This is a genomic window from Sphingomonas faeni (assembly GCF_023195535.1).
In the GTDB taxonomy this organism is placed as follows: Bacteria; Pseudomonadota; Alphaproteobacteria; order Sphingomonadales; family Sphingomonadaceae; genus Sphingomonas; species Sphingomonas faeni_B.
Window position 1 is genome coordinate 18,588 of the sequence record NZ_JALPNF010000012.1, and the last position, 20,278, is coordinate 38,865.

Consider the following 20,278-nt stretch of genomic DNA (forward strand, 5'->3'; position numbering starts at 1 on the left):
AATAGGGAGGTGCCAGGCTGTTGGCGACCTGCCGAATTGCATAACAACTCCGTTGACTACACCGTAAAGCCACCTATCAACGCCTCGGGATTGGGGAGTTTTCCAGTTTTGCGCAGGCAGTTGGAGGTTAATTTGTGAGTCTGACGGCCGAAGATCCAGGATTTGGCATGCAAGCAAAGACGGGTCTGTTGAGGGCTTCCGCACAGATGATGCGCGTTCGTCTGTATGCGTTATTGCTTGCCCTCGATATCGCTGCGATCATTCTGGGCGTCGTGATGGCGATCCCGCTGCGCGTGACCACCGCCAACTGGTTCGGCGTGCTGATCCTGCTGCTGCCGCTGTTCGTAACGATTGCGTTCAACTCCAAGGCCTATTCGGTGATCGCGTTGCGGTCGGCGGAGACCGGGATCTGGGCCAGCCTGCAGTCGCTTTTCCTGGCCTATGCGCTCCTGTTCCTCACGTATTATCTGTTCAAGGTCGATCCGACTGCGTCGCGGCTCATCATGATCTGCTCCGCGGTTGCGGCGGCGGGTTTGATCTATGTGTTCCGCGAGATCGTCGGGCAACGGCTGATTCCGTATCTCCAGCAATCGGTCACCGCCGAGGTGCTGATCATCGATCGCGTTGCGCTGCACGGACCGACCAGTATTGCGATCCTCGATGCGGCGCAGCTGGAACTTCGCCCGGACCTCAAGGATCCGGTCATGCTCAATCGGTTCAGCCAGGTCCTGCGTGGTCTGGATCGCGCGGTCATCCTGTGCCCGCCCGAGGCGCGCCGTGCGTGGGCAATGATGCTGAAAGGGGCAGGCGTACGCGGCGAGATCATCGTCGAGGATGTCGACGAGCTCCGGCCGATCGGGGTCGGGTCGCTCGACGGGCACTTCACGCTGGGTGTATCGACCGGTCCGCTCACGCTGCGCAATCGGGCGCTGAAGCGCGGCTTCGATATCGTGGTTTCGGCCGGCGCGCTGCTGGCGATGTTCCCGGTCTTGCTGCTGATCGCGGTGGTCATCAAGCTCGACAGTCCAGGGCCGATCCTGTTCCGCCAGCGTCGGGTCGGGCGCGGCAACGCCTTTTTCGATATCCTGAAGTTCCGCAGCATGCGCGTCGAGAGCAGCGACGCCGCCGGCGCCCGCTCGACGCAACGCGACGACAACCGGATCACGCGGGTCGGCCGATTGATCCGACGGACCAGCGTCGACGAACTGCCGCAGCTGATGAACGTGTTCCTGGGCCATATGAGCATTGTCGGCCCGCGACCGCATGCGCTGGGGTCGCTTGCCGGCGAAGATCTGTTCTGGGAAGTCGACGAGCGGTATTGGCATCGGCATGCGCTGAAACCCGGGATCACCGGGCTCGCCCAGGTTCGCGGGTTTCGCGGCGCGACGCACACCCGCGACGACCTGGTGCTACGCCTTCAGGCCGATCTGGAATATGCCAATGGCTGGCAACTCAAGCGCGACCTGATCATCATCTTCGCGACGTTCAAGGTGCTGGTCCACAAGAACACCTATTGAGGCGTTGCTAGGATACGGCGGCCGCATCGGGCGTCGTCGCGGCCATCATCTGCGGTTCCGAAAGCGGCTGGCGCCATGACTTTGATCCGCCGAACGACTGGACGGACAGCCAGCTATAGCCGCTCTTCCACCAGGCCCTGAGATACGGCGAACGGCTGTCGAGCACCTGATCGCCGTCCCGCGTCCGCGCGACCAGGATCGTGTGGAGCCCGACAATCGGTGCGTATACGACGGCGAGCGACAATCGGCTCTTCGGGAAGCCCGCCGCAATCAGCTCGGCCTGTTTCTCAAGCGCCATGTCCTCGCAATCCCCGGCTGCGCCCTGATCGGCGCCGCTGCGCTGCCAAACCTCTTCGCGACCATAAATCGACAAATCGGTGGCCTGCCGAACGATCCTGTTCACGCGCAGGTTGATCCGCTGCAACAATTTGCGTTCGTCGTCTGCTGACATCTCGGCCGGGACGGCGGCCGACGATACAGCCGAGGTCACGGGCAATGGGCCAGATCGTACGGGCACGGCGTCGCCATCCCCGACGCTCGACCCCGTCATCAGATCGAGCGTGTAGCGAAACGGAGACAGCGCCAACAGGACGTCACGCGGCTCGGACGCAACGACGAAGCCCCCGAACCGATGGCGCAGAGTCGCGGCCTGCACGGTCACGGTCATCGTCATCGAGGCAGCGGATAGCCGCCCCTGCAGCGAAGTTGGTCCAGACTGTCGAATAAGCGGGAGCGGCGTGGCGATGATGGCGGCAGTCGGGCCGATCGGAGTACCGCTTCCTGAAAGCGTCGTGGCCACTTGATCGTCGTCGCAGCTGACCGGGGTCTGCGCACACATCGCTAGATAGCCTTTCGGCGCGTCTGCCTTGCCGCCAAGTGTAAGGAAAGGCGAAGGTTTCGTTCGAGCGAGAGCCGGTTGGATTACGGCGCACTGTGCAGCCAACACGTACATCAGACGTCGTTTAAGGTCGCCCACGAATACTCTCCGATCGGTACACGGGGTCCAAGCTAGGGGCGTTCTATCAATTTATTGTTCCGGCTCGTGGTTAATGTGTTGTGGAGCATGCCGTCATGGCAGCCGGATCCTTACCTGTGTCGACATTGCGGAGGTTGGGGTGCGCGGATCGGCACAGGGCAGCGCGCACGCCCGGTGTGCCGGCAGTGGCGTAATCGCGGCGTAATGGCGTGACATCGTCACCCAAGACGTTAGGGCGGCGCGCGGGGAGACCGATTGATGGCTGAGGACGGGTACAAGGCACGCGTGATGTCCGGGGCGTTGGGCACCGGTGCCGCGCAGGTTATCCGGATCATTCTGACGTTCGCGAGCACGATCATCGTCGCGCGTCTGTTGTCGCCGAGCGATTACGGAACGTATGCGATGGCGGCACCGGTCATCGGTTTCGCGATGCTGTTCCAGAATATCGGCTTCGATCACGCGATCGTGCAGGCCGACGAGGTCGACGACGTCCAGTTGTCGTCGCTGTTGTGGCTGAACGTCGGGCTGTGCGCGGTCACGTCGATCATTCTGGTCGCGCTGTCGCCGTTCGTCGCGATCTTCTATCACAATTCGGCAAGCGGCGTGCTGGTCGCCGCCTCCGCGCTGCTGCTGCTCTTCACGGCCCCTAACCCATTATACAACGCGATGCTGAACCGTTCGATGCGGTTCCATGCGCAAAGCCTGGTCGAGATCGTGAGCAGCATCGCCGGCTTCGCCGCGACCGTCATCGCCGCGATCATGCTGCGATCCTATTGGGCACTGTGGATCGGATCGCTGCTGTCGACCATCGCCAATACCGCGATGTTCATGATCCTAGAGCGCTGGCGTCCCAAGTTCGTGTTCAGCTGGAGCGCGATCCGGACCATGGTCGGCTTTGGCGGGGGCGTGTCGGCCGCCAACATATCGGTTTTCGTGACGCGCAACCTCGACAACGTCCTGCTCGCGCGTTTCTGGGGCGCCGCGCCGCTCGGTCTGTACGATCGTGCCTACAAGCTGATGCTGTTCCCGTTGCAGAATTTCACCGGGCCGATGTCGCGCAACGTCTTGCCGGTCCTCGCCCGGACGCGGGACGACGGCGAACGGTTTCGCCGCGCATTCATGCTGTTCCTACAGGCGCTCACCGCGGTGGCGGTGCCAGGCATCCTGGTCGCCGCGGTGGCGGCGGAGGACGTGGTTCAGGTGCTGATGGGCCCGCGTTGGAGCAGTGCCGCACCAATATTCCGCTGGCTGGCTGCCGCCGGTGCGCTGCTGATCGTCAACGATGCCGTGCTGTCGCTGTTCATCGCGACCGCCCGGACCAGGGCCCTAGTCCGCTGGAGCGCATTCTCCGCCGTCACTGTGATCATCGGGTTCGTCGCCGGCTTGCCTTGGGGACCGCTGGGCATGGCGATCGCCTATTTCGTGGGCGAGGCGCTGCGCGCGCCCGCGCTGTTCGTCGCTGCCACCCGCGGCACGTCGGTGCGGGTCCGCGAGTTGTTCGCCCTGCACCTGATCACGCTCTTCGCGCTGGCGGCAGACCTGGCGGTGATGGCGGTACTGCCGACGACACTGCCGGCGGTCGTCCGTCCCGGCGTGCTTCTGATCGTCAGCTATGCAGCGACGGGCGCCGCGCAGTTCCTTTCGCCTTATGGGCGAGAGCTGATAACGATCGGTGCGCGGTGGGTGGGCCAGAGCGGCCGGTCGCTGTTCGTTACGCTGCGCCGCCCGCGCTGACGGTTCGACGACGGGCCGGCTGGCGCAGAGCGGCCGGCACCGCCGCCTAGCTTGAAGCTCGCTTGTGCACCGCGATCGCGGTGTAGGCCTCGACCGTCTCGCGGGCGAGCCGCTCGGGGTCCATGCGGCTGAGGTCCGGCGCCGCCGACCGCGGCTTGGCGCGTAGCGCGACCGCGGCCTCCAGGGCCGCATCGGGACCACCGACGAACAGCCCCAGCCACTCGGCGCCGACGATGGCCTGAAGGTCGCGCATGGTGGGGGTATCGCGGGCGACGACCGGCGTGTTCAACGACAAGGCAAGGATCGCCGCGCCCGAGTGGAGGGCGGTGCCGAGATCATAGGGCAGCACCACGACGTCCGCACGCGCATGAAGCCCGGCGACGTCGGCATCGTCGATCCGGCCTTCGACGAAGTCGACGCCCGGCATTTGCGCAAGCGCGTGGATCTCGTCCCGATACGTCGACGTGCCGCGAATCTCGCCGGCAATGACCAGACGCTCGCCGCGCGCACCGTCTTGGACACCGTCCAGGGCACGGGCCTGGGCACGGTCCTGGAATGCGCGCAGCAGGCCATCGACGTTCTTGTATCGGCGCAACTGCCCGAACATCAGGAAGGTGAGGGGGCGCGTCGCGTCCTGTCGGGTCGGCGTGGTGACCGGCTCAGGGGGATAATAGCCGATATAGTGCGAATGCAGGACCACGCGGGCGGGGGTGTCGGCGAGGTCGGGAAAGCGCTTGCGGACCGAATCGAGCGCCGACGGGCTGAGGCTGATGATGAGATCCACCATCCGGTTGAACCGCTTCAGAAACCAGTGATACACCCGGCCGGCATTCGGGCGGTCATGCGCGCCGAGATCATGTGCCGTCCAGACGATGCGCGCGCCGCGTGCCTTGGCCGCCTTGAGCAGCAGATATTCCTTGAGGACGTCGGCGATCATGGTGGCATGTCCGGCGTCCCATCGCACCAGAAACTCCGGCCAGTGGATATGGATGACGTCGGGCGACTGCGTAGCGACCGCGTGACGGGTATAGGGAATGATCCGCACCGGACGTGTCGCCATGCCCTCGTACAACAGCTTGGTATAGGGATTCTCGCCCGATGTAGCGGAGGCGGCCTGGGCAATGATGCGTAAATCGCGCGACGTCGTCATAGTTGGTGTTTCGCCTCAAAATCGATCGGACGATGCTATTGCATCGGCGAATGGAAGGGAATGCAGCGCGTGCGGCGGTTACGAGTGTCTGCAAAAATCGGTAGAGCAGCGCTGAAAACAAAAGGTAATCGTCGTGACAAAGACAGTCGTTCTGCAACTCGGTTCCGTTGTTGCACTGGCCGGGGCAAGCCTGCTCACGACGTCGAGCCCGGCTCAGACGTCGACCAAGCGATTGGCCGCCGACCAGCCGTTCGCCGATACCAGCATATGGAATACACCGCTTGGGCGCGGCGCTGTCTTCCAGTCCGATACCGCGGCCGAGACGGCGATGATCCACAGCGACGATGTCGGCGGGCACAGCGGCTCCTATGCCTGGATCGCAGTCGGCGGCGTCGGTGTCTATCGTGCGAAGAATACCGACCCGCTTGTACGCTGGACGTTCGACCGGCGATCGGCCACCGCGCCCTGGCCGGCGGGCGGGGTGATGTACAACGGGTCGATCGAACTGCGGACGCCGTCCTCGCTGAAGTTTCTGGGCGGCAGCGACGGCCATGCCGTGCTGATCGATCCCACCGGGCAGGTCGCCTACGAGACCTGGATCGGCAAATGGGATGCCGCGAATCGTACGATCCACGCGACCTACCTCGTCCGTGTGGACCTGAAGGGATCTGGCATTGCCAGCGGCGAATCGCGGTCCGAGGGTATTCGCGGGTTCGGCGGTTCGCTGCTCGGCGGGCTGGTGCGGTGCGAGGAACTCAGGCGTGGCGAGATCCCGCACGCCGTTGCGATGGTGTTCAGCACGACGATGTTGCGCAAATCGCCGACGATGGCAGGGCAGAAGGTCTGGCCTGCCAGCATGAGCGACGGCGGCGGCAAGAACAATTATCAGGGTCTGGTGCCCATGGGCGCCCTGATCGGGATCAGGCCCGACGTTGACCTTTCGAAGCTGGGGCTGACGCGTGAGGGCCTTGCCTTGGCAAACGCCTATCGCCGCTTCGGCGGGTATGTGGTCGACGCATCGATCGGGTCCGAAACCCTGGCAGTGACGGAACCCGGGTGTGACAAGCAGGCGACCAGCAACCTGTTTACCGACGTCCGCAAGATCAGAGACAAGCTGGCACGCGTGCTCAACAACAGTGTCGCGACGCCCGGCGGGCCCGGACAACGCGTCGCGGCGACACCGCCGCCGCTAGACACCACGCGCTAGCGGCGGTCGGATAAGGGCGCTTCACAGCAGATAGGTGAGCGCCCCGGTCCATAACGTCACACCGACGAGCATCGCCGCGAGCAGGGACATGGTGCCGCGAGCGGATGGAGCCTCTCGGACCGCGAATTGCTGATGATTCATACCCACTCCCAGATAAGCCGGTGTACCGGTCTCGTTTCCACACTGTCCCAAACGTGGACAGTGTGAGCATAAGTTCACCATCTCGAGCTCGCTGACAAGAGCTTTTTTACAATTCTTTAACCATACCCGATCATAGAAAACCGACGTTGCGGGTCGAGGCATCGTAATTGCTGATATTCGGCAGGACCGTTCCGAGGTCTCCCGCCGGTACGCCGAACCAGGTCGCCATGGTTGCGGCATATTGGTCGACGGACATGGTCGGCAGCAAACGCCCCTGACCGACATCGTTCGATGTGCCGTCGCCGATCTCCGGCGGCGAGCCATAATAGCGCCCGCCCTTGACCGCACCGCCCATCGTGAAGTGCATCGATCCCCAGCCATGATCGGCGCCATCGTCGTTCGAGGTCAGCGTGCGGCCGAAATCGGATGCGGTAAACGACGTGACCTTGTCGGCAACGCCCAGCGCGACCGTGGTATCGTAGAAAGCCCGCATCGCGCTGGCGACGTTGCCGATCAACGTCGGATGCGTCGTGGCCAGATGGTCGTGCAGATCGAAGCCGCCGGCCGAGACGAAGAACACCTGTCGTTTCAGCCCGAGTTGCGACGAGACCGAAATCATCCGTGCCACCATCTTCAGTTGGTTGGCGAGATTGTTGTTCGACGGAAACAGCGAGAAATTGCCTGCCGGCGCACCCTGCAAGGCACTTGTGACCTGCGCATAGGCGTCGAGCGAACGGCGCGAGATCGTCGCATGTTCGCTGACCGCCAGATTGCCCGATCCTGCCGTCATGACCTGGCGCAGGGCCTGATTCGCGGCGCTCGATCCGTATAGCGTCGTCGAATTGTTGAGCAGAGGTACCGGCCCACCCGTCCCGATCGCATATTGGATGGCGTTGGCGCCGGTCAGGAAGATCGCGTTGTTGCTGGCATTTATGCATGTCAGCGTCGCCGCCCCATTCCCTGCCTGGATGACGTCGCCCATCCGACCGCCCCAACCCGACGTCGCGGACGGCATGGATGTCTGGAAATAGGTCTGCTGGTCGTTGTGGCTGAACAGCTTTGGGGGAAGCTTGGCCGTATTTTGCAGATATTGCTGCTTGGTGGTCGGCATGACCAGCGTACCCAGGTTGAGCATCACGGCCATCTTGCCCTGATCGAACACCGGCTTCAGCGGTGCCATGGTCGGTGCAAGCGCATATTGCCGACCGCCGCCGACCTTGGGAGCGAGTGCCGTGGCCGCCAGCGCCTCGCGTTGCAGCGCGAGGTTGGGACGCGCGGCGAGATAGGCGGCGTAGCTCGCATCGTCATAGGGAACGAGCGTGTTGGCGTAATCCATGCCGCCATGGAGAAACACGCAAACCAGCGCCTTATAGTCGGTGGCGGTCGCCGCCGCCGCCTCGCCGATGATGCCAAGGCTGTTGGCGAATGGGGCCGCGACGCCGGCAAGCCCCAGCGCACCCGCCCGGCCAAGAAAGGCTCGGCGGGACTGATCATGCTGAAAACAGGACATTATCGGATCACCATGAATTCGGGGGAGGCAAGGGTCAGCACGATGGCGATCCCGACTCGGTTGATCGGGCCATCCGAGGCGGACGTGCTGACGCTGTCGACAGCGCCGCGGATCGTCTGCAGCGTCGTTGCGGACAATTGGCCCGCCGCCAGCAGCAGATTGACCTGGTTGACGAGCGCGGTGGAATCGGCGGCCAGCGCGAGGATCGCGGTGTAATTCGCCTTCGTATCGTCGGCGCCCTCGGCGACCAGCCGATACATGTAGTTGACATAGCCGACCACCGACTGCTCGTTGGTCAGCTGAAACTCGGGCGCGACCAGTCCGGCCTTCGCGATCTGCGACCCGGCAGGCGTGTAGCCGGGCTGGAAGAAGTTGAACACGGTCGGGCTCCGTCCGATGCCCTGGCCGAGCTTCGTGGCGACATCGCTGGTCTCGCCGATGCCCCACTTGCCGCTCGGCGAAGTGACGCCGAACGCGCGCGCCCAAGCTGTCAGCCGCTCGACCGGGGTCCGCAGGCGGCCGCCCGATACGCTGGTCAATGCGGTATCCGAGCGCGCCTCGCTATCCGTCAGTATCGCGCGCAGCACCGCCTTCAAGTCGCCGCGCACGCCCTCACTGTTGTTGGCGAATACGGTCGCCACGCGCAGGACGTAGCCGGGAGAAGGGTTGGACGACACCAGTCGCTGGATGAGTTGCTTGCAGACGAACGGTGGAACGTTGGGATGCGCGAATATCGTGTCGAGCGCCGTTTTGACGGCAGCATCCCCGTCGCCGGACACCGTCGTTCCCAGGAACGACGACGGACCCGTCTCGTGATAGGGCGGATGGATCTTCATCGGCGACGAAAAGCGCGGCGTCGACAGGATATAGGCGGTCGACGTCATGAAGCCCGTGAACACGCGGGCAAGGCCGCTGACGTCGGCATTGGTGTAGGTTTCGATCGGCGCGCCGTTGGCCATCTTGAGCGAGCCGTCCATGTTCAGCTGGTACAAGCCGATGGTGAACAGCTGGATCAGCTCGCGGGCATAGTTTTCATCCGGCTGTCCGCCCCCGTTGGGGGCTGCCTTCCTGCTGTTGAGGAACGTCAGGAAGCTGCCCATCGCGGCGTTGTAGGTGATCTTCTGCAGGATATCGCGAAAGTTGCCAAAAGCATTGTCGAGCAAGATGTCGATATAGGTGCCGTGCGCGAAGGCCTTGAAACTGCAATTGGTCGGGCCGATGCCGAGTACGAGAATGTCCAGCAAAGCGACGCCCATCCGTTGACGCAACTGGTCGGGCTCGGAGATGAGCTGGCGCCAAACGGTGTTGTCGAAGCCGGCTTCGGTCCACGCATTGGCTTCGACGTCGTAACCTCGGCTGACCAGCCAGTCATAGTGCGATATCGCGCGTGGCATCGCGAATTGTTCGTCGAGCCACTTGCTGTAGCCGAGCGACACGACGCGCTCGATCTGTTCCTGGGTCGCGCCCATCGTGGCCTGCGCTAGGAACCGGCTGGCCTGCACCGCGGTGGGTGGCGGTGTGACGACGACGACCGGCGCAGACGGCTGCGTCGTAGCAGGCGCCGTGGCACTGGGAGTCGGTGTCGGCGTCGTCGCAACCGGCGCGGCGCTCGGCGTTCCCTCTCCGCTGGCGCCGCCGCCGCATGCGCTGAGGAATAGCGCACCGGCGGCCGCAGTGGCTGGCGTGAAGGGTAGCGTGCGCGCGACCGGTTGTGGGACCGTATCGGCAACAGCTCCGATTTCGGCAATGGGTCCGGTTTCTAAGAGTGGGACGCTGGACATGATCGAGGTGCTCGCTGACGGGGGCGCCCTCCTCGCTAACCCGGCATGCTTAAAATTAAATTGAAGGCTCTCATATGTTTTGGCGTCAAGAGTGATTTTGTTGCGGCGCATCAAGACTTTAATCTGTACTAACACCGCAATCCGCCGATGCCGTCGAACCCGTCGATTTCTACGCTGGTGTCGACCAGCCAAATGGGCCTCGATTCTGGAGGGCCTTGGCGGTGCGATCGCTCTATACCCGCGGACGCCGCTGGCTTAAGTCGCTTGCCCAGCCTGGGCGGGGACCGGTTGGCGGGATCTCGGGCTTTGGGCGGTGGCGCTCGCACGGGTTGGACGGCAGCGACAGGAGCGCAATTTCGATGACGTCGACGGATAAGGACGCACCACGGATCGACGAACGCCCGATCGGGCCGGTCATGGTCACCGGGGGCATGCCGGACGATGCGGTAGCCGAGATCCTGGCCGCGCTGGAGCGGGGGCGTCCAACGATGTTCGCCTTCTGCAATGCGCACAGTGTGAACGTTGCACGACGAGACCCTGTGTTCGCGGCTGCGTTGCGCCGAATGACAGTGTTCAACGACGGCATCGGTTTGCAGATCGCCAGTCGCGCAGTGTACGGACGGCGCTTTCCGGCCAATCTGAACGGCACCGATCTGACTCCGCGGCTGCTCGCTGCGGTGCCTGACCGGACGCGCGTCTTCCTGCTCGGCAGTCCGCCGGGAATAGCTGAGCGCGCCGGTCAGATCATTGCCGAACGCTATCCGCAGGTAATCGTGGTGGGCGCCGCCAACGGCTTTTTCACTGCCGGCGAAGCGCCCGCGCTCGCTCAGCGTATCCGAAACAGTGACGCGCACCTCGTTCTCGTCGGCATGGGACAACCGCGGCAGGAGCTGTGGGCGGCCGAATGGACCGAGACGATAGGAGCGGTGACGTGCTGCATCGGCGCGTTCCTTGATTTTACGGCCGGTGTAGTGACTCGCGCGCCGGAATGGGCGCAGCGTTCGGGCATGGAATGGGCGTATCGTCTGGCGCAGGAGCCGCGCCGGCTGGTGCGACGCTACGTGTTGGGCAATCCCAGTTTCCTACTTGCAATGACCGGCGTCGCGATGCGCCATCGCCTCGCTGGCAAGCGGGATCGTACGTGACGGGACGACCACTGCCGAGCGGTGCCGCTATCGACTGACCATCGATGGCGACCCGATCGCTGGTCGGCTCGCAGCGTCACCCTCCGTTTTTGGCGTGCGCTTCCCCCGGCAGACGCCGGCATAGGTTCAAGCGCGCGGACACGAAACCTGGGGTAGGCGAAGATGCGAGAGCCTGAGCTCAGCGCTTGCGGACGAATTCCGCGCGCAGCACCAGTCCCTTGATCCCCTCGTAGCGGCAGTCGATCTCCTGCGCGTCGCCGGTCAACCGGATCGACTTGATCAGCGTGCCGCGCTTCAGGGTCTGGCCTGCGCCCTTCACGGTCAGGTCCTTGATCAACGTCACCTGATCGCCGTCCGCGAGCACGTTGCCGACCGAATCCCGCACCACGACCGCGCCGTCCTCAGCCGCTTCGGTCGTCGCTTCACCGTCTGCAATCCACTCGCCGGTGGCCTCGTCATACACGTATTCGCCGTCGGTCATCGGTCGGTCTCCGGCAGCGCCCAGTCGATCGGGGCGCGCCCATGGGTTTTGAGAAAGGCATTGGCCCGGCTGAACGGCCGCGATCCGAAAAACCCGGTCCGTGCCGCCAGCGGCGACGGGTGCGCCGACTGGATCACCAGATGTCGCCCGCCCTTGCTGACGTCATCGACGAACGCCGCCTTCTTCTGCGCATACGCCCCCCACAGCAGGAACACGACCGGTTTCGGTTGCGCGTTCACCGCCGCGATCACGGCATCGGTAAACCGTTCCCACCCGCGCTTGCTGTGCGACGCCGCCTCGCCCATCCGCACGCTCAGCACCGCGTTGAGCAGCAGCACGCCCTGTGCGGCCCAATGATCGAGCATGCCGTGAGACGCGCGCGGAATGCCGAGATCGGCCTCCAGCTCCTTGTAGATGTTCAGCAGGCTCGGCGGGGTGCGCACTCCCCGGCGCACAGAGAAGCTGAGGCCATGCGCCTGCCCCTCGCCGTGATACGGATCCTGCCCCAGGATCACGACCCGCACCTGATCGAGCGAGGTCAGTTCCAGCGCGCGAAACCGGTCCGTATCCTCGGGAAAGATGCGAGCGCCGGCGACCCGCTCGGCCTCCAGAAACGCGTCGAGGGTGCGCATGTACGGCGCCTCGAACTCGGCCCGCAACGCCTGCCAGCTCGGGGGAAGCTTGTGATCGATCATCCCCGGCGCATGTCGGACGGGGCAGGGGCGTGTCAATCGCACAACCGTCATCCTGCGCTTGACCCAGGATCCAGAGCCTCAAGCGCAACCTGCCTGGCTCTGGATCCCAGCTTTCGCCGGGGTGACGGAACGCGCAGCCCATCCACCAAAGGCTCGCACAACTTACCCGGCCCCCTTATATGCGCCGCCATGACAGAGATCACCGTCGCCGCGCTGCAACTCGGCTTCACCCCGAACATCGACCGCAACATCGCGAACGTCTCGCGGCTTGTCCACGAGGCCGCAGCGAAGGGCGCGCAGGTCATCCTGCCGCCCGAGCTGTTCGAGGGCGAGTATTTCTGCCGCGTCGAGGACGAGGGGCTGTTCGCCAACGCCGCGCCCGTAGGCGAACACAAGGCGGTGCTCGCGATGCAGGCGCTCGCCGAAGCGCTCAAGGTCACGATCCCGACCAGTTTCTTCGAGGCGGATGGCCCGCACCATTACAACAGCCTCGCGATGATCGGCCCCGACGGCAACGTCCAGGGCGTCTATCGGAAAAGCCACATCCCCGACGGCCCCGGCTACGAGGAGAAATTCTACTTCCGCCCCGGCAACACCGGCTTCAAGGTCTGGCCGCATCCCGCCGGCAAGCTCGGCGTCGGCGTCTGCTGGGACCAATGGTACCCCGAGACCGCCCGCGCGATGATGCTGATGGGCGCCGAAATCCTGTTCTACCCGACCGCGATCGGCAGCGAGCCGCATGATACCAGCCTCGACACCGCCCGGCTCTGGCGCCGCGCGATGGTCGGCCATGCGGTGTCGAACGTCGTCCCCATAGTCGCCGCCAACCGCGTCGGCGTCGAGCACGGCCAGACCTTCTACGGCACCAGTTTCATCGCCGACGAGCGCGGCGACATCCTGGCGGAACTCGGCCGCGAGGACGAAGGGGTGATCACCGCGACGATCGACCTCGACATCGTCAAGCGCCACCGCGCCGCCTTCGGCTTCTTCCGCGATCGCCGCCCGGATCTGTACGGGCGCCTCGTTCAGGACATCTGACGTTCAGACCCAAGCCGACGAGCACGGCGCCGGTTGACGCCGCTACGCCCCCCGTCATCCTGACTTTCGTCAGGATGACGGGGCGGAGAGTTCAAACCGTCTCGCGCAACTCCAGCGCCCGCTTGAACACCGCGTCGAACATTTCTGCGGTCAGCACGCCGGTGTTCACGTTGTAGCGCGAGCAGTGGAAGCTATCGATCAGGATGCGACCGTCGGGCATGACATGCTCCGCGCCGTGCGCGAACCGTGCCTTAGGCAATCGCCCGCCGAGCATCTTCACCGCCGACTGATGCGCGATATGGCCGAGCGCGACGAACACGCGGGCGGTCGGCACGGCATCCGCCTGCGTCTCGAGGAATGGCCGGCAAGTGCGGATTTCCTCCGGCGTTGGCTTGTTCTCGGGCGGCAGGCATTTCACCGCGTTGAGGATGATCGCACCGTCGAGCGCGACGCCGTCCTCCGCCTTCGCGCCATAGGTGCCGGTCGCCAGCCCGAACCGGCCGAGCGTCTCGAACAGGAACTGTCCGGAATAATCGCCGGTGAACGCGCGGCCGGTGCGGTTCGCGCCGTGCTTGCCGGGCGCGAGGCCGATGACGCCGAGCCACGCGGCGGGATCGCCGAATGCGGGGACGGGCGCGTTCCACCATGTCGGGAACTCGGTCCGCAACTGTTCGCGCACCCCGACGAGGCGGGGGCAGAGCGGGCAATCGTGCGGCGGCTCTGTATCGGGCAGCGCGGAAACCGGCGCGAAGACGGTCGTGACGTCGACCTCGCCGGTCTCGTCGACGTTTTCGGGAAGCTCGGTGGGGTAAGGTGTGGAATCCATGGGATTGCGCTAGGCGGACCAAATGTCGCCTGCAACCCCGCTCCCGCCGATCGTGCAGGTCGCAACCGTCTACGCGGTCGCACTGGGCTCCAATCGACGCGGTCGCCACGGGAGCCCCGAATGCGAGATCGCGGCCGCTTTGGAGGCGCTCGGCGATATCATCGCCCGATCGCCGACCATCGCCAGCGTGCCGTTAGGGCCCTCGAACCGCCGCTATGCCAATGCCGTCGCGCTGATCGAAACCGCGGAGGACCCGGCGACCCTGCTGGTCCGCCTCAAACGGATCGAACGCGCGTTCGGTCGTCGGCCCGGCCGCCGCTGGGGAAGCCGCGTGATCGATCTCGACATCGTCCTCTGGTCGGGCGGCGCCTGGTTCTCGCCGGGACTCATCGTGCCGCACGCCGCCTTCCGCACCCGCGGCTTCGTACTCGGGCCCCTCGCAGGCCTCGTCCCGAAATGGCGCGATCCGCTGACCGGGAGAACGATACGGCAATTGGCGCAATCGGTTGACCGAAAGCGGCCACGCGATTAGGTGCGCGGTCCACGATGGCGGGGGTCCGTAGCTCAGTTGGTAGAGCAAGCGACTTTTAATCGAGAGGTCCCGGGTTCGAGCCCCGGCGGACCCACCATCGATGGCACGCCGCCTGAGGGCGCGCGACGACGTTTGCCCGCGGTTCTCGCCGGCGCGTCGGTCGCTGCGGTCGGCATCGTTCTCATCCTGCTCGTCGGTCTCGCGGTCGACCATTGGCCGTTCGCATTCGATCGGTCGATCATCCTCGGCCTGCGTGCCTGGGGTGGCCCGTCCTGGCTGCCCAAGGTCGCCGCCGACGTCACCGCGCTCGGCGGCGGCATCGTCCTGACGATCGTCGTCGTCGCCGTCGCGGGTTTGCTGATCGTGCAACGGCTCTGGCTGACCGCATTTGCGATCGTCGCGGCGAGCGTCAGCGGCAACATCATCGTCGAGCTGGTCAAACTGCACGTCGCGCGCCCGCGTCCCGACATCGTCGAGCACCTCGTCACGGTGTCGCACATGAGCTTCCCCAGCGGGCATTCGGCGAACAGCGCGATCGTCTATCTGACGCTCGCCGGCCTCGCCTCTCAAGTGACGAGGGATCGCGCGACGCGGCGCTACATGCTCGTCGTCGCGATTTTGCTGGTCGGCGCGATCGGCTGCAGCCGGGTGTATCTCGGCGTGCACTGGCCGAGCGACGTGCTGGCCGGCTGGAGCTTCGGCACGCTCTGGGCGCTGGCCTGGTGGCTCGCGACCGCCCGGGCTCGCCAGGCGATCGGCGGCGAGCGCCATGCTTTCGGCGCGTCGCCGGCCGACACAGTGTCGTCCTGACCGATCCTCCCCCGCAAGGGGGAGGTGGCGCGAATCGACGGAGGGGGAGGACACGAAACGGCTGCGTCGCCTCCCTCCCCCTCCGTCAGGCTAACGCCTGCCACCTCCCCCTTGCGGGGGAGGATCGGAGATAGTTCTAGCGGCCCTTTTCGGCGAGCGCGCGCTCCCATGCCAGCGCATCGCGGACGATGCCGTCGAGATCGGCGTGGCGCGGCGTCCAGTCGAGCCGTTCCAGGATAGCGCTGTTGTCGGAGATCAGCATCGCCGGATCGCCTGCGCGCCGCCCTTCGAGACGTCGTTCGATCGTCCGGTTGGTGATCTTGTCGACCGCATCGAGCACGTCGAGCACCGAGAAGCCCTTGCCGTAGCCCGCGTTGAGCGTGTGGCTCTTTGCGGGTTCGGCGATCAGCACCTCCAGCGCGGCGACATGCGCGGCGGCGAGGTCGGTGACGTGGATGTAATCGCGTACGCCCGTGCCGTCGGGCGTGTCGAAGTCGGTCCCGTACACGCCGACATGGCCGCGCTTGCCGGTCGCCGCCTCGACCGCGATCTTGATCAGATGCGTCGCGCCGACCGTCGACTGGCCGCTGCGCCCTTGCGGATCGGCGCCGGCGACGTTGAAGTAGCGCAGAGCGGCGTAGTTCATCGGATGCGCCGCGGCGACGTCGCGCAGCATCGCCTCGGTCATCAGCTTCGACATGCCGTACGGGTTGATCGGCACGGTCGGATCGCCCTCCGCGACGGGCACTTTCTCGGGCGTGCCATAGGTCGCGGCGGTCGACGAGAAGATGAAGTGCGGCACGCCCTCGACGACCGCACTCTCGATCAGCGCACGGCTGGCCGCGGTGTTGTTGCGGTAATATTTGAGCGGGTCGCTGACCGATTCGGGGACCACGACGGAGCCGGCGAAATGCATGATCGCGCGGACGTTATGCTCGCGGATCGCGGCGCGGACCTTCGCATCGTCGGCGACGTTCGCCTCGACGAGCGCGGCGCGGCGGTCGACCGCCCAGTCGAATCCGGTGACGAGATTGTCGAGCACCACGACGTCGTAGCCTGCGTCGAGCAGCGCCAATACCGCGTGGCTGCCGATGTAACCGGCGCCGCCGGTGACCATAACCTTACCGTCGATCATACGTGTCTCCTCTTTGTTGCGCGGTAGCGGCTTCCTATCTTGGCGGAAAGGAGATCGTGATGACGGATTATGTAACGCTGGCCGGCGGCTGCTTCTGGTGCACCGAGGCTGTGTTCAAGGATGTGATCGGCGTCGAAAGCGCCGAGAGCGGCTATATCGGCGGGCACGTGCCCAACCCGACCTACAAGCAGGTGTGCGGTGGCGACACCGGGCACGCCGAGGCGATCCGGATCGGCTTCGACCCGGAGCAGCTGAAGCTCGGCGACCTGCTCGACATCTTTTTCGCGACGCATGACGCGACGACTCTGAACCGGCAGGGCAACGACGTCGGCACGCAATATCGCTCGGCGATGTTCCCGGCGGACGATGCGCAGAAGGCGGAGATGGAAGCAGCGCTGGCACGCGCGCAGGCGGATTCGCCCAAGCCGATCGTTACGACGATCGAGCCGATGGATACGTGGTACGAGGCCGAGGGCTATCACCAGGATTACTGGGAGACGTCGGGCCGCTCGAACCCGTATTGCATGGCGGTGATCCCGCCGAAGTTGCAGAAGCTCCGCAAGAGCTTCGCCGCACGGTCGAAGGCGGCGGTGAGCGCGTAAGGCAGAATGGGTTCACGCGAAGGCGCGAAGGCGCAAAGATGTCGGCCTTAGGTATGTCCGTTCCGGCATATCGAGAGACTTTAACCTCTTCGCGCCTTTGCGCCTTCGCGTGAACTAAATCTTGCCTAACGATGCGCAGCACGGCGAAGACGGTCGTTAATCGCCTCGCCAATACTGTCGAGCGGGATCGGTGCGATCGCTATGCAGCGGCGCACGTTAGCATCGGCGGCATGGAGCAGGTCGAAAAGCTTCGCCGCAGCTTCGACGAGGTTTCCCGAAGCCGACAATGAAACGTCGCCCGCCACATCGCCAAAACCAATCAGCCACTCGTCCGAACCTGCTTCGGTTGCATTTAACCGAAGCAGCTTCTTGGGAGCATAATGGCTCGCAAGCTGCCCCGGCGCAGTGACCAACCCCTCACTCCCCCCCGGCGAAGGCCGGGGCCCAATTGGGGGACGGTCATGATGCGCGTCGCGGTCCGTTACATCCGACGTTCCAATTGGACCCCGGCCTTCGCCGGGGGGGGGCTGTTCGCCGGGGAGGTGTTGGAGGTGGGTTAGGATAGCCTCCGCCGTAACCGGCCCCGGCCGCAGCACCGTCCGCCCCGCAACGATCGTTGACTCCAGCCCAGCCTCGGTAGCCCCGTCGTCGATAATCAACGGCACATTCCCCCCCAAGCTCCCCGCCACATGCGCAGCCGTCGTCGGACTGATCCCCCCGCTCGCATTGGCCGACGGCGCCGCCAATGGCCGGCCAGACGCAGCGATCAACCCCTGCATGGCCCGGTGCCGGGGCACCCGGATCGCGATCGTCGCCAACCCCGCGGTCACCAGCGAAGCGATCCCCGCATCCTCCCGCACCGGCAGCACCAACGTCAGCGGCCCCGGCCAGAACGCCGCCGCCAGCGCGCGCGCCTCCGCATCGAACACCGCAATCCGCTCCGCCGCCGCCAGATCCGCTACATGCACGATCAGCGGGTTGAAACTCGGGCGGCCCTTGGCGGCATAGATCCGCGCCACCGCCTCCGCATTGGTGGCGTCGGCGGCGAGCCCGTACACCGTCTCGGTCGGCACCGCGACGAGTCCCCCGGCGCGAATCAGCGCGGCCGCCTCGGCGATCGCGGCCGTGCCGTAGGGTAAAATTCGAGGGTGTGGACGGGTCATTTTCAAGGCGTATAGCGGGTCCAAACCGTAGCGATAAGAGGATGCGATGGCCTTCACTCCAGCAACCACCGAACAGCGTTTCGTGCTCGATCATGTCGTCCGGATCGGCGAGCTCGCCGCCACCGAACGCTATGCCGCCGCCAGCGACGACGTCGTCGACGCGGTGCTCGAAGGCGTCGGGCAGCTCGCGGCCGGCGAATGGGCACCGCTCAACCGCGCCGGCGACACGGTCGGTGCGAAATGGACCCCGGACGGCGTGGTCATGCCCGACGGCTTCGCGCAGGCTTACAAGGATTATGTCGAGGGCGGCTGGGGCACGATCGGCGTCGAGGAGGAATGGGGCGGGCAGGGCCTCCCCTTCGCGATCCAGACCGCGGTGCTCGACACGCTCGGCTCGGCGAACATGGGCTTCGCGCTCTGCCCGACGCTGACCGTCGGCGCGATCGAGGCATTGCAGCATCATGGCTCCCCCGAGCAGCAGGCGCTATATCTGCCCCATCTCGCGACGGGCGAATGGACCGGGACGATGAACCTCACCGAGCCACAGGCCGGCTCCGACGTCGGCGCCCTCCGTGCGACCGCCACCCCGCTCGGCGACGGCAAGTGGAGCATCAAGGGCACCAAGATCTACATCTCGTTCGGCGATCACGACATGGCGCCGAACATAGTCCACCTCGTCCTCGCGCGGACGCCGGGCGCGCCAGCCGGGACCAAGGGCATCTCGCTGTTCCTCGTCCCAAAATACCGCCTCGAGGAAGACGGCACGCCGGGCAAGTTCAACGACGTCCGCGTCGTCTCGATCGAGCACAAGATGGGGCTCCACGCCTCGCCGACCTGCGTGCTGAGCTTCGGCGACAACGACGACTGCATCGGCGAACTGATCGGCGCGGAGCTCGGCGGTATCCGGGCGATGTTCACGATGATGAACAACGCGCGGTTGAACGTCGGCCTGCAGGGCGTCCAGGTCGCCGAGGGCGCCACTCAGGGCGCGGTCGCCTATGCGCTCGACCGCGTCCAGTCGGCCCGCGCCGGTTCGCCCAACAAGGACTCGGTCAAGATCGTCGAGCATCCCGACGTCCGCCGCATGCTCATGCGGATGAAGGCACAGACCCAGGCGGCGCGCGCACTCGTCTATTACGCGGCGGGGCAGGTCGACCGCGCCAATCTCGGCGACCACGCCGCGCGCAACCGCCTCGAACTCGTCACGCCGCTGGCCAAGGCGCACGGCACCGACATCGGTAACGAAGTCGCGTCGCTCGGCATCCAGGTATACGGCGGCATGGGCTATGTCGAGGAAACCGGCGCCGCGCAGTATTTCCGCGATGCCCGCATCACCCCGATCTACGAGGGGACGAACGGCATCCAGGCGGCGGATCTGGTCGGGCGGAAACTCGGCCTCGACAATGGCGGTGCGTTCGCGGCTTTGATCGCCGACATCCGCGCGGAGGCGAAGGACGAACGGCTCTTGGCGCTGGTCGACGCGTGCGAAGCGATCGGGCGTAAGCTCGCCACCGCGGACGCCGACGACAAGCTCGCCGCCAGCTATCCGTTCCTCACCATGTTGTCGGTCGCAACCTGCGGCTGGCTGATGGAGCGGCAGGGCGGGGTCGCCGGCAGCGACGATTTCGGCCGGATGAAGACCGCGGCGGTGCGCTTCTACCTCGACCAGATCGTCCCCGAAGCGATGGGCCTCGACGCGGCCGCCAATGCGAGCGCGGCGGTGCTCTACTCGATCGAGCCGGAACTCTTCGCGGCCTGAGCTCTTCCCCCACTTGCCCGTCATCCTGACGAAAGTCAGGATCCAGAGCCAAGCATGGCAACGTTTTTGGCTCTGG

At 65.2% G+C, this 20,278-nt stretch carries 18 protein-coding genes and 1 tRNA gene; 10 read left to right on the top strand and 9 right to left on the bottom strand.

What is annotated here, in order from left to right; genetic code table 11:
* The first annotated feature begins 167 nt into the window (after positions 1-167).
* Entirely contained in the window at positions 168-1,517 is a 1,350-nt protein-coding gene (locus SPHN_RS16690; protein ID WP_248524892.1) for a sugar transferase, read from the top strand.
* A 7-nt stretch (positions 1,518-1,524) separates the two neighbouring features.
* Here SPHN_RS16690 and SPHN_RS18540 read toward each other — a convergent pair whose 3' ends face one another.
* Positions 1,525-2,493, bottom strand: a complete 969-nt coding sequence (locus SPHN_RS18540; RefSeq protein WP_248524894.1) for a transglutaminase-like cysteine peptidase — start codon at positions 2,491-2,493, stop codon at positions 1,525-1,527.
* 258 nt (positions 2,494-2,751) lie between these two features.
* Here SPHN_RS18540 and SPHN_RS16700 point away from each other — a divergent pair, with 258 nt between their 5' ends.
* The gene (locus tag SPHN_RS16700; protein ID WP_248524896.1) at positions 2,752-4,227 is read left to right on the top strand and encodes a lipopolysaccharide biosynthesis protein; all 1,476 of its coding nucleotides are present in this window, start codon (positions 2,752-2,754) and stop codon (positions 4,225-4,227) included.
* 46 nt (positions 4,228-4,273) lie between these two features.
* Here SPHN_RS16700 and SPHN_RS16705 read toward each other — a convergent pair whose 3' ends face one another.
* Positions 4,274-5,377: a glycosyltransferase family 4 protein gene (locus SPHN_RS16705; protein ID WP_248524897.1), complete on the bottom strand. Its 1,104-nt coding sequence runs from the start codon at positions 5,375-5,377 to the stop codon at positions 4,274-4,276.
* Positions 5,378-5,510: 133 nt separating this feature from the next.
* On the opposite strand from SPHN_RS16705, the gene SPHN_RS16710 reads away from it, so the two are divergent.
* Entirely contained in the window at positions 5,511-6,584 is a 1,074-nt protein-coding gene (locus SPHN_RS16710; protein ID WP_248524898.1) for a hypothetical protein, read from the top strand.
* Positions 6,585-6,855: 271 nt separating this feature from the next.
* Here the strand turns inward: SPHN_RS16710 and SPHN_RS16715 are convergent, their stop codons facing one another.
* Together SPHN_RS16715 and SPHN_RS16720 are read right to left on the bottom strand one after the other, a co-directional pair.
* Positions 6,856-8,235 (bottom strand): DUF1501 domain-containing protein, encoded by a 1,380-nt coding sequence (locus SPHN_RS16715; RefSeq protein ID WP_248524899.1) that lies wholly within the window; start codon positions 8,233-8,235, stop codon positions 6,856-6,858.
* Complete coding sequence (locus SPHN_RS16720) at positions 8,235-10,016, bottom strand: DUF1800 domain-containing protein (protein WP_248524900.1); 1,782 nt, start codon at positions 10,014-10,016, stop codon at positions 8,235-8,237. The genes SPHN_RS16715 and SPHN_RS16720 overlap by 1 nt, the downstream gene beginning before the upstream one ends.
* Positions 10,017-10,375: 359 nt before the next feature.
* On the opposite strand from SPHN_RS16720, the gene SPHN_RS16725 reads away from it, so the two are divergent.
* On the top strand, positions 10,376-11,161 hold the full coding sequence (locus SPHN_RS16725) for a WecB/TagA/CpsF family glycosyltransferase (protein ID WP_248524901.1): 786 nt from the start codon (positions 10,376-10,378) through the stop codon (positions 11,159-11,161).
* 178 nt (positions 11,162-11,339) lie between these two features.
* On the opposite strand, the gene SPHN_RS16730 is transcribed toward SPHN_RS16725, so the two are convergent.
* On the bottom strand, positions 11,340-11,642 hold the full coding sequence (locus SPHN_RS16730) for an alkylphosphonate utilization protein (protein ID WP_248524902.1): 303 nt from the start codon (positions 11,640-11,642) through the stop codon (positions 11,340-11,342).
* Positions 11,639-12,337: a uracil-DNA glycosylase gene (ung, locus tag SPHN_RS16735; RefSeq protein WP_248524903.1), complete on the bottom strand. Its 699-nt coding sequence runs from the start codon at positions 12,335-12,337 to the stop codon at positions 11,639-11,641. The genes SPHN_RS16730 and ung overlap by 4 nt, the downstream gene beginning before the upstream one ends.
* Before the next feature lie 189 nt (positions 12,338-12,526).
* Here ung and aguB point away from each other — a divergent pair, with 189 nt between their 5' ends.
* A complete protein-coding gene (gene aguB, locus SPHN_RS16740) occupies positions 12,527-13,375 on the top strand; it encodes an N-carbamoylputrescine amidase (RefSeq protein WP_248524904.1) in 849 nt (282 codons plus the stop codon).
* Positions 13,376-13,466: 91 nt separating this feature from the next.
* On the opposite strand, the gene SPHN_RS16745 is transcribed toward aguB, so the two are convergent.
* Positions 13,467-14,201, bottom strand: a complete 735-nt coding sequence (locus SPHN_RS16745) for a uracil-DNA glycosylase (RefSeq protein WP_248524906.1) — start codon at positions 14,199-14,201, stop codon at positions 13,467-13,469.
* Positions 14,202-14,223: 22 nt separating this feature from the next.
* On the opposite strand from SPHN_RS16745, the gene folK reads away from it, so the two are divergent.
* The 3 genes from folK (at position 14,224) to SPHN_RS16760 (ending at position 15,543) form a co-directional block, all read left to right on the top strand.
* Positions 14,224-14,733 (top strand): 2-amino-4-hydroxy-6-hydroxymethyldihydropteridine diphosphokinase, encoded by a 510-nt coding sequence (folK, locus tag SPHN_RS16750; protein WP_248524908.1) that lies wholly within the window; start codon positions 14,224-14,226, stop codon positions 14,731-14,733.
* A 21-nt stretch (positions 14,734-14,754) separates the two neighbouring features.
* Positions 14,755-14,830, top strand: a tRNA-Lys gene (locus SPHN_RS16755).
* 35 nt (positions 14,831-14,865) lie between these two features.
* Entirely contained in the window at positions 14,866-15,543 is a 678-nt protein-coding gene (locus SPHN_RS16760) for a phosphatase PAP2 family protein (RefSeq protein ID WP_248524909.1), read from the top strand.
* A 136-nt stretch (positions 15,544-15,679) separates the two neighbouring features.
* On the opposite strand, the gene galE is transcribed toward SPHN_RS16760, so the two are convergent.
* Complete coding sequence (galE, locus tag SPHN_RS16765) at positions 15,680-16,678, bottom strand: UDP-glucose 4-epimerase GalE (RefSeq protein ID WP_248524911.1); 999 nt, start codon at positions 16,676-16,678, stop codon at positions 15,680-15,682.
* 59 nt (positions 16,679-16,737) lie between these two features.
* Here galE and msrA point away from each other — a divergent pair, with 59 nt between their 5' ends.
* Positions 16,738-17,280 (top strand): peptide-methionine (S)-S-oxide reductase MsrA, encoded by a 543-nt coding sequence (msrA, locus tag SPHN_RS16770; protein WP_248524913.1) that lies wholly within the window; start codon positions 16,738-16,740, stop codon positions 17,278-17,280.
* 125 nt (positions 17,281-17,405) lie between these two features.
* Here the strand turns inward: msrA and SPHN_RS16775 are convergent, their stop codons facing one another.
* Complete coding sequence (locus SPHN_RS16775) at positions 17,406-18,443, bottom strand: L-threonylcarbamoyladenylate synthase (RefSeq protein WP_248524915.1); 1,038 nt, start codon at positions 18,441-18,443, stop codon at positions 17,406-17,408.
* A gap of 46 nt (positions 18,444-18,489) precedes the next feature.
* Here SPHN_RS16775 and SPHN_RS16780 point away from each other — a divergent pair, with 46 nt between their 5' ends.
* Complete coding sequence (locus SPHN_RS16780) at positions 18,490-20,202, top strand: acyl-CoA dehydrogenase (RefSeq protein ID WP_248524917.1); 1,713 nt, start codon at positions 18,490-18,492, stop codon at positions 20,200-20,202.
* Positions 20,203-20,278: the final 76 nt, after the last annotated feature.